Here is a 13603-nt window from a genome sequence, read left to right as displayed (position 1 = left end):
GCTACGGCGCAAGGGCACGAGTGTGTGCGAGCCGATAGCGGAAGAAAGTTCCGCTTCGGCGTCGGGTCACGAGTGTGTGCGAGCCGTTAGCGGAAGAAAGTTCCGCTATGGGTGCGGGTCACGAGTGTGTGCTAGCCGTTAGCGGAAGAAAGTTCCGCTATGGGTGCGGGTCACGAGTGTGTGCGAGCCGTTAGCGGAAGAAAGTTCCGCTATGGGTGCGGGTCACGAGCGTGTGCGAGCCGTTAGCGGAAAAAAGTTACGCTACGGCGCCGGGTCACTATATGCCTGCGAGCCGTTAGCGGAAGAATGTTCCGCTATTGGTTGCAGGTCGTGCGTACGCTGTGCCCGTTGGCGGCAAGAGCTGCCGCGAATGCGGCGCATAGATCTTTGCCTGTCGCTCGATTAGGCGGTAGCCCGCTTGCGGGCGCAGTATCAACAGGAGGATGTTTTCTATGAGCGACAAGCTGACGGAAGAGGCGGAGCGGAGAGTCCTCCGCAACCGCCGTCACTTCAGCATTCGTCTGAACTTTTTCTTTTTTACCGTATTCGGACTTTTCTCGGTGTTGATCATCCGCCTCGCCTACCTGCAATTCGTCGAAGGGCCGAACCTGAAGGAGCAAGAGCATCAGCTGGCGACCAAGGACGTATCGATTCCGCCGATCCGCGGCAACATTTACGATTCGGCGGGGTTTCCGATCGCCTACTCCACGTCGACGCAGTCACTCTACTTCACGCTCGAGCCGGGCACCAAAAAAGGCAGAAGGACAGGCGCTGGCCGCGCGCATCGAGGCGGCATTCAAGCTCTACGGAGACAAGACGAAGGAGCCGCTCACGGCGGCCGAGATCTACGAGGACATGGACTTCGAGGGAAAGGTGCATTACCCGTTCCAGCAGCGTCGGATCAAGTCGGGGCTGACGGATCAGGAGATCGCCTATTTCAGCGAGCACCGCGACGAATTTAAAGGCGTGGACATCGTAGAAGAGAGCATCCGCCAGTACAGCAAAGAGCGCGTCGCGACGCAGCTCGTCGGCTATATGAAGCAGCTGTCCGGTGCGACTTCGCTTGATTTTTACAAGGATATCAACAAGGATCAGGAAGACCCGACGCTCAAGTATCTGGATACGGAGGACGTCGGCTTCGACGGTCTCGAGCTCATGTACCAGTCCGAGCTGCGCGGGCGCAACGGGCTGAAAACCTATCCGGTCAACAATCAGAGCCAGATCATCGGCCCGATGGAGCTCACCAAGCCGGTCAAGGGGGACAACCTGTACCTGACGATCAACAAGGACGTGCAGCTGGCGACGCAAAACGCGATCACCGAGCATCTGCAGCAGATCCGCACCTCGAACAACAAGCAGGAGCGCGCCCCGAACGCCAAGACCGGTTACGCGGTGGCGATGGAGGTCAAGACGGGCAAGGTCGTCGCCATGGCGAGCATGCCCGACTACGACGCGAACGTGTGGCAGGGCGGGATCAGCGCGAAAAACTACGAGCAATTCCAGTTCTATCTGAGCAACGGCGCGATTCGCGAGGTCCAGGCGCCTTATGCGGACGAGAAGGAGCGCAAGAAGCATCCTTCCTCGCTCGTCAACCTCGGTTCCACGCAGAAGCCGCTCACCATTTTGCTCGGCCTGAACGAAGGATTGATCACGACCGGTTCCACGTTTTCCGATCCGGGCTACTTCGAATTCGGGCGCGAAGGCCACAAGACGAGGGTTCGCAACGCAGGCAGCGCGGCCAACGGCATATTGACGCCGGCGTCCGCGATCGCCCATTCCTCGAACGCCTACATGGCGGGTATGGTGGGCAACAAGCTCTATTTGCGCGACGGCTCCAAGGGACTGGACGTCTGGGACAATTACATGAAGGAATTCGGGCTCGGCGTCAAGACGGAGAGCGGTCTGCCGGGCGAATCCAAGGGATCGGTCAACTATTATATCGAATCCAAGCGGGGCAGCGCGCAGTCCGCGCTCATCTACTCCTCGTTCGGCCAGCAGGGGCGCTACACGGCGCTTCAGCTGGCGCAGTACGCGACCACCCTCGCGAGCCGCGGCACGCGGCTGAAGCCGCAGTTCGTCGACCGCATCGAGGACACGGACGGCAACGTCGTGCAAGGCTACGAATCCGAAGTGCTGAACAAGATCGAATTTCCGAAAAGCTACTGGCAGACGATCGAGAGCGGCATGTCGCAGGTTAAGGTTCAGGGCTTCGACGATTTCAAGTATTCGTTCCGGCGCAAGACCGGTACGTCGGAGCAGGACGTCGGCGGCGGCCGCGTCGAGAATGCGGTGTTCATCGCCTACGCCCCCGCCAACGATCCGAAGCTCGCGGTCGCGGTCGTCGTCCCCGAGGGCGGCTACGGCGGCTGGGGCGCGGCGCCGATCGCGCGCAAAATCTTCGACGCGTACGACGCGGCGGTGGGATTGACGGACGCTGGACCGGCGAAGAAGGCGGCGGGTACGCCTGCTGGACAATAAGAGAGCGATACGACACCTGTTTGACGCTCATCATTAATCAAAGCTCCGGCTGCCGGCAGGGTTCTCGAGGGAGAGCCGATCGGCGGACGGAGCTTTTTGCTTGACGTGCCGCTTTGGCTTTACAAGCGAACTTAACTGCACTAGCATAGGGGGCGAAAACGGTTTTCACATTTCAGGCCGCGCGCTAACGGAGGAAGCCCCATGCACGAAAAAGTGATGGTCATCGAGGACGAGCGAAAAATCGCCGACGCCATCGCCTATGCCTTGAAGCGGGAGGGCTATGAGGTCGAAACGGTCTATGACGGCGGCGAGGCGCTGGCGAGGCTGAGCATTTACCGGCCCGATGCCATTGTGCTCGATGTGATGCTGCCGGGTATGGACGGATACGATATTCTTAAAAAGCTGCAAAACAAAGGACGCATCGGCGTCATCATGCTGACGGCCAAGGAAGATATCGTCAACAAGGTGCTCGGACTGGAGCTTGGCGCTGACGATTATATGACCAAGCCGTTCGACATGCGGGAGCTGCTGGCGCGGCTGAAGTCGCTGCTACGCAGGATGCAAGCGGCCGGCGAAATGGAGGAATCCGCCGAGATCGAGCTTGGCGTCATCGCGCTGCACGTCGGGAAAAGGCGGGCGACGGCGGGCGGAAGACTGCTCGATCTGACGCCCAAGGAGTTCGACCTGCTGGCGCAGCTCGCCGCCCGTCCGGGAATGGTATACACGCGGGAGCAGCTGCTGGACCTGGTGTGGGGCATGGACTTCGCCGGCGGCACGCGAACCGTCGATATCCACGTGCAGCGGCTGAGAAAAAAGCTGGGCGAGGACTGCAGCGACGTCATCCAGACCGTGCACGGGATCGGCTATAAAGCCGCGGGAGGCGGGCGTATTGAGAATTAGCATCAAGCTTAAAACGAGCGTTTTTCTGGCGGCGCTGCTGCTGTTGACGGTCCTCGTCATGAGCCTGCTCGTGCTTCGGGGCATTCAGAACAATCAGCGCGCGCAGGTCGAGCAATTTATGGCGCAGCAGGCTTCGACGGCGAATACGTACTTGTATCAGTCGCTGACGGCCGAGTCGAACAAGGTGCCCGAGACGTATCTCGCTTCCAAAGGCGCGGAATTCGGCAGGCAGCTGGAGCAGATCAGCGGACAGACGATCGAGCTGTACGATGCGGACGGAAAGGCGATCTATAAAAACAAGTCCGGCGTCGTGTCCGAGGGCATCGGCAAGACGCTGGCTTACGCGCTCCAACGGAAAACGGCTTACCTGGTCGAAGATGATGCGCTGTACTATCTGGCTCCCTTGAACGTCGGCAACGAGCAGGTGGGCGTCGTGCAGTTTTATTACGATCTGGCTGCCAACGCGGTCTTCTACGATCAAATCAAGCGGCTGTTCGAGTTTATTGGCGCCGGCACGTTTCTGCTCAGCTTTATTTTGGCCTATTTTTATTTTAACGCGCTCTCCGGCAGCATCATCAAGCTGAACCAAGCGGTGAACCGGATCCGGGAGGGCAGCTACGATACGGCCGGCGTGAAGCGCAGGGACGAGATCGGCGAGCTGGGCGAAGGGATTCGCGCGATGAGCGAGCGTATCAGGCAGACGATCCGCGACAAGGACGACGAGCGGGAAAAGCTGAAGCTGGCGGTCGACAAGCTGTCCAAGCTGGATGAGCAGCAGAAGCAGTTTATCGGCAATGTCACGCATGAATTCAAAACGCCATTAACGTCAATCAAAGCCTATCTCGATCTGATGGACATGTATCCGGACGACGAGTCGCTGCTGCAGACGGCCAAGGCGAACATTGCCGGCGACACGCAGCGTCTGTACGAAATGGTCGAAAAGGTGCTGCGGCTGTCCGCACTGGAAAAATACGATTTTGAATTTACGAAAGAAAAAGTGGATGTGCGCCGGACGATCGCGTCGGTGCTTGACAGCTTGCAAGGCAAGATGGACAAGTTCGGCCTTCGTCTCGAGACGAATCTGGCGGAAGCGAGCGCGGATGCGGATGGCGACAGCTTGACGATCGTGCTGATGAATCTGCTGGACAACGCGATCAAGTACAACAAGACCAAGGGGAGCATTCGGATCAGCTGCGAGGAGCGGGACGGACAGGTCGTCATCGAGATCGCCGATACGGGCATCGGCATCCCGCAAACGGTCGCGCACAAAATTTTCGAGCCATTTTATACGGTGGACAAGAACCGGTCGCGGGAAAACGGGGGCGCCGGCCTGGGGCTCTCGCTGGCGAAAAAATATGCCGAGATGCAAGGGGGTTCCATCGCGCTTGTTCGCTCGGGTGAGGAGGGGACGACGTTTCGCATCGCATATCCGGTCTGGAGCGATAGACAATCCTCATAGCTACGAACATTTCGATATATTTGTTTACATTTTCGAAACAATCGGTCGTACTTTATCAACATTCGGCTGGTAAATTGAGTGGCAAGGAGGCGATGGGAATGAAAACGAAAGCTTTGAAAATCGCGGTGGCAGTTCCGGCGCTGCTCATGACGCTTGCCGCGTGCAGCGACAATCAAGCCGGCGACCGGGAAGTGATCAAGGAGCCCGGCAAAACGATAACGGTCATCGAAAATGACGGCAAACCGTCGTCCGTGCCCGACGTATCCGTCGAAACGTCCGATCCGCACGCGCATGTCGCGATTACCGATTGGCTGGACGAAGAGACGGTGATCTCAGTCAAAGCCAACGAGTCGCTGGGCAAGATGAGCCTGGCGGAACTGGCGGATTCGTATCCGAGAAGCCTTTACCGCTACACGCTCGCAACCAAGCGGTTCGAACCGCTCAAAGAACAGAAGGACGCGAATTTGGGAGACGGGGAGCTGTCGCCGGACAAAAAGCATCTGATTTACAGCGAGTTCTCGCTGGGCGATCCGATCTACCGCGTGCTGGACCTTTCGACGATGGATTCGTTCCCGATTACTGGCGGTCCGACGGCCGGTGCGATGAGCGCGCATTGGTCGGACGACGGCCGGGTGATCGGCGCCGCATACGGCGGCGGAGCCTATACGGCCGGCACGGACGGCAAGATCGAAGCCGTTAAAGGGCTTCCGGCAGAGGGGCTGATCATCGTCCGCCAGATGAACGGCAACGTTTATTACACCTCCAATTCGGATGAGACGCTGTATATGGCAGACCCGGCCACCGGTGCGCAGACCAATCTGAATCTGGCGCGCGTATCCGATCTGGTGCCGTCCCCGGACGGCAAGCAGATGCTCGTGCTGCAGTACAACGATTCTAAAAAAGACGTTGACAATGTACGATGCCGACGGTAAAAACCCGAAGGTCATCGCCGAAGGCACGGAGCTCGGCGGCGTCTCCTGGTCGCCCGATCAGCGGCTGATCGCCTACGGCATGAAGAGCGCCGCGTCCGGAACGAACGTAATGGGTCTCTACGTGTACGACCTGCTGGCCGGCAAGTCGACTAACATCGCGTTGGACGTCGAAAATCCGCAGACGGTCTGGAGTCCTTCCGGTAAGGCGCTGGCCTATTCGGTATGGGACGGCAGCGAGTTCAATAGCAGCGTCGTGCATTTGGCGGTGGGGGGCTAAAGAGATCTTCGCCGGCCGCGGCGGCAACAGCTTCGCGCCGAAGGAGACGGCGACGAGAGCGGAAGTTGCGGCCATTCTGCAGCGATTTTTGAGACGATCGTTCAAACTTAATGCCATGCGCCGGCCCTGCTCCCCATGAGCGGCGCCGGTTTTTTTTACCATACGGTATCTCTAGAGGCAGTAGAACCGGTTCCCTGCTCCGCGAACTCATTTATGCTAGAATGATAGAGAGTCCGAGCCGGGAGGGAAGCTTCGAGATGAACGCCGAAGTCAAGACAGAAGAGCAGAAAAAAAAGGAATCACGCAACCGCCGCCACTTCAGCATCCGGCTGAACGTTTTTTTCATGCTCACCTTTCTCCTGTTTTCCATGTTGATCGTACGGTTGGCGTATCTCCAGTTCGTCGAAGGCCCGAGCCTCAAGGAACGCCAGACCAGCCTGATCACGAAGGGCGTGTCCATCCCGCCGATCCGCGGCAATATTTACGATTCCAAAGGACAGCGAATCGCCTATTCCATCTCTACGCAGTCCCTTTACTTCACGCTGAAGACGGGCATGAAGCAGGAGACGGCGGAGGGAATGGCCGCGAAGCTCGTGAAGCTGTTCAACGATAAGGGCGATCCTGTGGCCGTGCCGATGACGGCGGAGGACGTCGTCAAGGCCATGGATATCAAGGGTAGAACGCATCTGCCGTTCCAGCAGCGACGGATCAAGTCCGGACTGACGAAGGAGGAGATCGCCTACCTCAGCGAGCACCGCGACGAGTATCCAGACGTGGAGATCGTGGAGGAGAGCATCCGCCAATACAGTCCGGACCGGGTCGCCGCGCAGTTGGTCGGTTATATGGCCAAGATGAAGGGCGCCAAGCAGAATCTCGATTTTTACAAAAAAAATCAACGAGGATCAGTCCGACCCGGCGCTGAAATACCTGGATACGGAGGATGTCGGCTACGACGGCATCGAGCTCATGTACCAGAAGGAGCTGCGCGGCCTGAACGGCTACAAGTCCTACCAGATCGACAGCATGAGCCGGATCGTCGGCGACATGAAGCTGACCAAGCCGGTCAAGGGTCAGAACCTGTATCTGACGATCAACCGCAACGTGCAGCTCACCGCGCAGCAAGCGATCCTCGATCAGATCGCGACGACCCGCGCGTCTACGGTCAAGACGCTCAAGGACGCGCAGCCGACGACGGGCTATGCGGTCGCGATCGAGGTGGCGACGGGCAAGGTAGTAGCGATGGCGAGCATGCCGGACTACGATACGAATGTGTGGCAGGGCGGCATTAGCCAGGAGGAACTCGACGCGATCACGCCTGCGATGGGCAATGGCGCGATTCGCGAAGTGTTCCCGCCCTACGACGATCCGAAGGAGCGCTCGCAGCATCCGACGTCGCTCGTGCCGCTGGGCTCGACGCAGAAGCCGCTGACGATTTTGACCGGATTGATGGAAAAGCTGATTACGCCTTCGTCGACATGGAACGACCCAGGGTACTTCCAGTTCGGACGCGACGGCCAGGCCGAGGTGCAGAATGCGGGACGCTCCTACAACGGCGAGCTGACGCCTACGAAAGCGATCGCCAAGTCTTCGAATGCGTTTATGGCCAAAATGGTAGGTAACGCGCTGTATATCAAATACAAGAAAGACAGCGTCGACATCTGGGATCGGCACATGAAGGAGTTCGGACTGGGCGTAAAAACCGGCAGCGGACTGCCGAAGGAATCGCCGGGCATCGTGGATTACTTCAACAGCGCGACGCGCGACAGCTACCAGTCCGCGATGATCTACGCCTCCTTCGGCCAGCAGGGCAAGTATACGGCGTTGCAGCTGGCCCAGTACGCCGCGACGCTCGCCAGCCACGGCAAGCGGATGAAGCCGCTGTTCGTCGATCATACGACGGACGCGGACGGCAACGTCGTGACGACGATGAAGCCCCAGGTGCTCAACGAGATCAATCTGCCCGATTCGTACTGGAAGACGATCGAAAACGGCATGGCGCAGGTCAAGGTGGAAGGCTTCGACAACGTGCGTTACGACTTCTACCGCAAAACCGGTACGTCCCAGCAGCAGGGCGTCGGCAAGCGCAAGTTCGTCGAGAACGCCGTCTTCATCTCGTTCGCCCCGCAGGACAAGCCGAAGCTCGCGGTCGCGGTCGTCGTGCCGGACGGCGGGTACGGCGGATGGGGCGCGGCGCCGATCGCGCGCAAGATTTTCGACGCGTACGACGCCGAGGTCGGCCTTACGGATGCAGGTCCAAGGCCGCCGCTCGCAACGAACGTGGCGGTCGACATGACGCAGCAGCCTTAAAAGATTGGCGTTCGGGCCGATGCCCGACCCGCCCCCGACCCATCGCTTCGACGCGGCGGGGCGGGGGCTTGTCGTTTTTTACCCCTCGATTATGTTAGAATGACTTAGATTGCAAGCGGGCTGCGGCCGCATCAGAAGGAGTGGTAGGCTAGGTGGTCAAGTACAAGCTGCTGGCGCTCGATCTGGACGGGACGCTGCTGAACGACCGGCAGGAGATCAGCGAGGAAAACAAGAAGTGGATTCTAAAAGCGAGCGAGGCCGGCGTGACGGTCATCGCATCGACGGGACGCGGCTTCCCGACGGCGCTTCCGATCGTCGAGCAGCTCGGGCTGCAGACGCCGATGATCACGGTCAACGGCGGCGAGATCTGGACGAAGCCGAACAGCATCCATCGTCGCATCCCGATGGACACGGAAAAGATCATGAAGCTGCACATGCTGGCGGAGCGGCACCCGGTCGCCTGGTTCTGGGCGTACGCGACGGACGGTATTTACAACAAGGAAAAATGGGTAGACGATACGTATTCGCGCACGTGGCTCAAATTCGGCTACTACGACGAGGACGCGTCGGTCATCGCGAAGTTGTGGGAAGAGCTGCTGACGTGGGAGGGCCTGGAGCTGAGCAATTCTTCGCCCTTCAACATCGAGGTGAACCCCGCGGGCGTGAGCAAGGCGGCGGCGATCGAAGAGGTGTGCCGCATGATCGGCTGCGACATCTCCGAAGCCGTAGCGGTCGGCGACAGCCTGAACGATCTGGCGGCGATCCGCGCGGCGGGCCTCGGCGTCGCGATGGGCAACGCGCAGGACGCCGTCAAGGCCGAAGCGGACGTCGTGACGGGCACGAACAACGAGCACGGCGTGGCGCAAGCGATTCAAAACTATATTTTAAAGGCGTGATGTCCGAATGGATATTTTGGGCTGGGTACTCGTCATCGCATTGTTCGCGATCGGTCTCGCAGGCGCTGTCTATCCGATCCTGCCGGGGGCGCTGGCGATTTACTTCGCCTTCTTCGTCTACGGCTGGTTTTTCTCGTTCGAGCCGTTCGGCTGGTGGTTCTGGAGCTTCCAGACGCTGATCGTCATCATTTTGTTCGTCGCGGATTACGTCGTGAACGCCTGGGGCGTCAAGCGCTTCGGCGGCTCCAAGGCGAGCGTGTGGGGCAGCACGATCGGCGTGCTCATCGGCCCGTTCGTCATCCCGGCTTTCGGCCTGATCATCGGCCCGTTCGCGGGCGCCTTCCTCGGCGAGCTCGTGAGCGGATCGAACGTGAAAAAGGCGATGCTCGTCGGCTGGGGCTCGCTCGTCGGGCTGTTCACCAGCACGGTGGCCAAAGTCGTGTTCCAGGTGGCGATGATCGTCATCTTCTTCATCTGGCTAATCTAGCGATAGGACTGATACCCGTAGATGGTTAAAAAGGATTCGCTCATCAAAGGCACGCTGATCCTGACGGCGGCGGCGCTCATCGCCCGCGTCATCGGGATCTTTCAGCGCGTGCCGCTCGAGCATGTGATGGACAAGGTCGGCAACAGCGCGTTCGGCATTTCGAATACGGTCTATTTGTTGCTATTAGTCGTCGCTACCGCCGGTATTCCAAGCGCGATCAGCAAGATGGTATCGGAGCGCGTCGAACTCGGCAGGGGCAACGAAGTCAAGCGCATCTATCGCGCGGCGATGAAGTTCGGCATGATTGCGGGCCTCGTCCTGACGATCGGACTGCTGCTTTTGGCTCCAGTCTATACGTGGCTCGCCGGCACGCAGCATGCGACGCTGGCGATCCGGGCGATCGCCCCTTCGCTGCTGCTGTTCCCGGTCATCGCGATGATGCGCGGCTACTTCCAGGGGCGCCAGCTCATGATGGCGGGCGGCGTGTCCCAGGTCGTCGAGCAGATCGCCCGCGTCGTCACGGCCATCGGATTCGTATTTGCCTTGCATGGCTGGGGCTACGGCAATGAAAAGATGGCCGCAGGCGGCGCGCTGGGGAGCGTCGTCGGCAGCGTCGGCGCGTTCGCGGTCATGGTGTATTACGGCGTCAAGCTCAGAAAAAGCGACGAGCGAACGGGCGAACTGGAACGCGCGGAACGATCCCCGGGTAGAGGCGCGGCGGGCGGTCCTCCGGTGCTGCGCAGCAACCGGGATATTTACCGGGCGATCTTCCGTATCTCCATTCCGATTCTGGTGACGGCGATGACCGTACAGGCGATCTATATGATCGACCAGACGCTTTTGACCCGGTTGAGCGAGTGGCGCTTCGGCGAAGAAAAGACGCTGACCTGGCTCGCTTATCTGACGACCAACGCACAATCGATCGCCGGCATCCCCCCCGGTGCTCGCGATCGCGCTCAGCCAATCGATCCTTCCGGTGCTCTCTGCGGCTTACGCTTCCGGAGACCGATCTCGGGTCGAGAAGCAGGCGACGCTCGCGCTCCGAATCGGTATATTTTCGGGGATGCCCCTCGTGCTGCTCATGACGGTTGGCGCCCATGCAGTTAACGGATCGCTGTTTTCCACGCCCGACGCCAGCTTGATCGTCGGCATGCTGGCAGGCGGCACCATTTTCCAGATCACGATGATGACGTCGAATTCGATCCTGTACGGACTCGGCCAGCAGCGACTCGCGATGAAGCATACGCTTGTGGGCATTTTCATCAAGCTGGTGCTGTCGCTCATCCTGACGCCGCTGTTCGGCGTTTACGGCCTCGTCACGGCGACAGCGCTCTGCTTCATGTTCGCCACGATGACCAACATGATGTCCATCCGCAAGCGCGCTGGCGTGCGCGCGCTCGGAGACCGTTGGACGGGCTTCGCGGCGACGGTGCTGATTCTTTCCGCGGCGGGCGGCGCTCTCGTCTATGCCGTGCTTCACCTGGCCGCGCCGCTCGGCTGGAAGTGGCCGTATCTGCTCGCGACCGGCGCGCTCGGCCTTCTGATCTGCGCCGTGTATCCGGTGCTGCTCACGGCATTCGGCGTGCTTCGCGCGGACGACCTGGAGTCGTACCCGGCGCGCATCCGGCGCGTGCTGCGTCCGTTCCTGCGCTTTGCGCGAGGCGGACGAGCGACGAAAGGCACTGCTTAAACGGTTATAGCGAATCGTTAAAAGGCCTCGTTCATGCGGAACGGGGCCTTTTTTATAAGGATTAAGGCTCGTATTTTCGCTTGCTTATTCGGCGGCATTACTGATAATTTTTGAAAGTCGGATGGAATTATGGTAATGGAGATGACCGCTTCAAAATCAAAAAATACGAGGGGCGAAAAGCGATGACTGAAAAGGCTGCGCAAGAGCGCCAAGCCGCTGCCAGTCCGATCGGACGCAGGGTGGCGAGCGTGTTCATTCCGGTAAAGGATATCGAACGGTCGCGGACTTGGTACTGCAGGCTGCTCGGATTCGAGGAAACCGAACGCGACATTTTATTCGGCCATATCTGCGTACTGCCGTTGGACGGCGCCGACGTCGTCCTCGATACGATGCCGAAGTGGGGCGGAGCCGAGCCGGGCGGCGCGGCGGCGATCGAGACGCCCGTGCTCATGCTGCCGACGCCGGATCTCGAGGCTTCGCTGGCTTACGTCGACGCGCTGGGCGCGGAGCGGCTCACGGATATCGAAGATGGCCACTGGTTCGTGTTCAAGGACCCCGACGGCAACAAGCTGATGATCTGCAAGGAATGAACGGAAAAATGAACCCAGCGAGCCGATTTCGGTTCGAGTTATGCGACAGGATCGTACAACGGGGCTCAAAGCGCCGTTTTCGGATCGAGTTATGCGATAGGATCGCACAACGGGGCTCGGCGAGCCGCTTTGCGTCCGAGTGAGGACGTCGTATCGTTCGAAGCCAACCAAGCGTCCGCCTGTCGCGATTCCCTGTTCCCGATCACGCGCCGGTTCACGCTTCAGGCCGCGACGCCTGCCGCTTAATACCTTCCAGCGCCAGCGCCGCGGCCTGGAGCTTGCGTTGGCCGAACGCATGCTCATGCGTCATGACGAAGACGATCGGCGCCCGCAGCGATCTGAAATGTTCGAGGACATTCAGATCGACCAGCCAATCTCCGTCGCTCACGCTTCCGAGCGGCCGATCGGGCCAGGCGTCTGCGAGCCTGGGGCTGTACCAAGCCCGTTCGTTGTCCCCGTTTGTTTCCTTTGCACGATCCCCTTGCCCTGCTCCCGCCGTGAACCGTTCGGGCCAATAGTCGGCCCGCGAACCCGTATGTCCGACCGTCTCCGCAAAAGCCAGCGCCCCGCCCAGCACCTTCGGGTAGGCGAATAGCATGGCGTACAGGCTTTTGCCGAACGCGATGCGTTCATCGACGTTCGTGAACGACTCCAATACGCGACCGGCCAGCACGCTGTCCGCGGTTGATTCCCCGCCGTCCGGCGCGACTGCGCGGGCAGCGCCCGATTCCCCGAGGCGCAGACGCGCGGTCCCTACGCCGCCCAGCGGCACGACCACTTGCTGCAGCTGCAAGGGGCGCATGCCTTTGAACGCCGCGGAGCCGAGCACGGTATCCTTATACGCAGGATCCTGGACGACGCGCCGCTCGATCACGTGCTGCTCGTTCACGATGAGGGCGACCGTCAGCGCGGCCGGCTCCCGTTCGATCCAGAAGCGCTCCCAGAACGGCCGCATGAACGCGGACACGCCGAAGGCGGGCAGCAGCGCAAACCGGCTGCGCCCCGCTCCGCGGCTCTCCGCGTAGAGACGCAGCTGCGGGTAGGCATCGCGGAAAATGAGCGCATTGCAGGATTCGAGCATGCCGAACAAGGTCGCTCTGTCCCGGTGCGTGAGCAGCTTCGGCAGCCAGGCGCCCTGCAGGTCGGTCATGTTCCATCCGCCGTTGCGCGACACCAGATGCGCGAGCAGTGCCCAATGCAGCTCCGGAAAAGCCTTGTACATTTCCATATAGGCAGCCGTGCGCGTCACGTTGTTGCGATTGTAAGCCTCCGTCTCTCCTCGGATGCAGGCAACGAGCGAAGCGTTGGACGCATCCAGGTGGGAAGAGGCGCCGCGCCAACCCCGATTGATTTGTTCGCTTAGCTCCGATTCGGCCCAGGCGGCGATTCCTTTGGGCAAACGAAGCGATGAACGCGGACGAGCGAGTCTGACGGATTCCAGCAGCGCCGCCCCTTTAATCGCAGCCCCCTTAACCAGCCCGCCGGTCACGCCGGCCCAAGCCGGTTGCTCCGGACGCTCGCTGCTTTTCCGGTAAGCGCCAGTCGTGTCTTCGATCGTTATCTCCCCCTCTCGCGATGAATCGTTCT

13 protein-coding genes and 2 pseudogenes are annotated in these 13603 nt (G+C 60.1%); 14 read left to right on the top strand and 1 reads right to left on the bottom strand.

All coding sequences use genetic code 11. The annotated features are described in order from the left end of the window. The first annotated feature begins 452 nt into the window (after positions 1-452). From OMP38_RS07390 to OMP38_RS07330, 14 genes and pseudogenes are all read left to right on the top strand, one after another. Positions 453-962 (top strand): hypothetical protein, encoded by a 510-nt coding sequence (locus tag OMP38_RS07390; RefSeq protein WP_277564501.1) that lies wholly within the window; start codon positions 453-455, stop codon positions 960-962. Continuing rightward, positions 844-2478 carry a peptidoglycan D,D-transpeptidase FtsI family protein gene (locus OMP38_RS07385; RefSeq protein WP_338130484.1) on the top strand — a complete coding sequence of 545 codons (1635 nt, stop codon included), beginning with the start codon at positions 844-846 and terminating at the stop codon, positions 2476-2478. Before OMP38_RS07390 ends, OMP38_RS07385 begins: the two co-directional genes overlap by 119 nt. Positions 2479-2679: 201 nt before the next feature. Beyond that, on the top strand, positions 2680-3378 hold the full coding sequence (locus OMP38_RS07380; protein WP_277564499.1) for a response regulator transcription factor: 699 nt from the start codon (positions 2680-2682) through the stop codon (positions 3376-3378). Next, positions 3368-4837, top strand: a complete 1470-nt coding sequence (locus OMP38_RS07375) for a sensor histidine kinase (protein ID WP_277564498.1) — start codon at positions 3368-3370, stop codon at positions 4835-4837. The genes OMP38_RS07380 and OMP38_RS07375 overlap by 11 nt, the downstream gene beginning before the upstream one ends. A gap of 98 nt (positions 4838-4935) precedes the next feature. Further along, positions 4936-5769: a TolB family protein gene (locus OMP38_RS07370; RefSeq protein ID WP_277564497.1), complete on the top strand. Its 834-nt coding sequence runs from the start codon at positions 4936-4938 to the stop codon at positions 5767-5769. After that, complete coding sequence (locus OMP38_RS07365) at positions 5750-6046, top strand: TolB family protein (protein ID WP_277564496.1); 297 nt, start codon at positions 5750-5752, stop codon at positions 6044-6046. Before OMP38_RS07370 ends, OMP38_RS07365 begins: the two co-directional genes overlap by 20 nt. Further along, the gene (locus tag OMP38_RS35655) at positions 5943-6185 is read left to right on the top strand and encodes an S-layer homology domain-containing protein (protein WP_420869626.1); all 243 of its coding nucleotides are present in this window, start codon (positions 5943-5945) and stop codon (positions 6183-6185) included. The genes OMP38_RS07365 and OMP38_RS35655 overlap by 104 nt, the downstream gene beginning before the upstream one ends. Further along, positions 6157-6873, top strand: a pseudogene (locus OMP38_RS34530) (hypothetical protein); the annotation flags it as partial. The gene OMP38_RS35655 and the pseudogene OMP38_RS34530, both read left to right, overlap by 29 nt. A 139-nt stretch (positions 6874-7012) precedes the next feature. Then, on the top strand, positions 7013-8353 hold the full coding sequence (locus OMP38_RS07355) for a peptidoglycan D,D-transpeptidase FtsI family protein (RefSeq protein WP_420869596.1): 1341 nt from the start codon (positions 7013-7015) through the stop codon (positions 8351-8353). A 152-nt stretch (positions 8354-8505) separates the two neighbouring features. Beyond that, the gene (locus OMP38_RS07350; protein ID WP_277564495.1) at positions 8506-9249 is read left to right on the top strand and encodes a Cof-type HAD-IIB family hydrolase; all 744 of its coding nucleotides are present in this window, start codon (positions 8506-8508) and stop codon (positions 9247-9249) included. Positions 9250-9256: 7 nt separating this feature from the next. After that, positions 9257-9736, top strand: coding sequence for a DUF456 domain-containing protein (locus tag OMP38_RS07345; protein ID WP_277564494.1), 480 nt, complete (start codon positions 9257-9259; stop codon positions 9734-9736). Between the two features lie 21 nt (positions 9737-9757). Then, a pseudogene (locus tag OMP38_RS07340) lies at positions 9758-10531 on the top strand (oligosaccharide flippase family protein); the annotation flags it as partial. A 145-nt stretch (positions 10532-10676) separates the two neighbouring features. Continuing rightward, positions 10677-11426: a lipid II flippase MurJ gene (locus OMP38_RS07335; RefSeq protein ID WP_338130428.1), complete on the top strand. Its 750-nt coding sequence runs from the start codon at positions 10677-10679 to the stop codon at positions 11424-11426. A gap of 182 nt (positions 11427-11608) precedes the next feature. Next, a complete protein-coding gene (locus OMP38_RS07330; protein ID WP_277564492.1) occupies positions 11609-12016 on the top strand; it encodes a VOC family protein in 408 nt (135 codons plus the stop codon). Positions 12017-12230: 214 nt separating this feature from the next. On the opposite strand, the gene OMP38_RS07325 is transcribed toward OMP38_RS07330, so the two are convergent. Continuing rightward, the gene (locus OMP38_RS07325; RefSeq protein ID WP_277564491.1) at positions 12231-13505 is read right to left on the bottom strand and encodes a DUF2515 family protein; all 1275 of its coding nucleotides are present in this window, start codon (positions 13503-13505) and stop codon (positions 12231-12233) included. Positions 13506-13603 lie beyond the last annotated feature (98 nt).

Source organism: Cohnella ginsengisoli (assembly GCF_029525555.1).
GTDB classification, from domain to species: domain Bacteria; phylum Bacillota; class Bacilli; order Paenibacillales; family Paenibacillaceae; genus Cohnella; species Cohnella ginsengisoli.
Note: the sequence above shows the minus strand (reverse complement) of the source record. Positions and strands in the feature narration are given on the sequence as shown.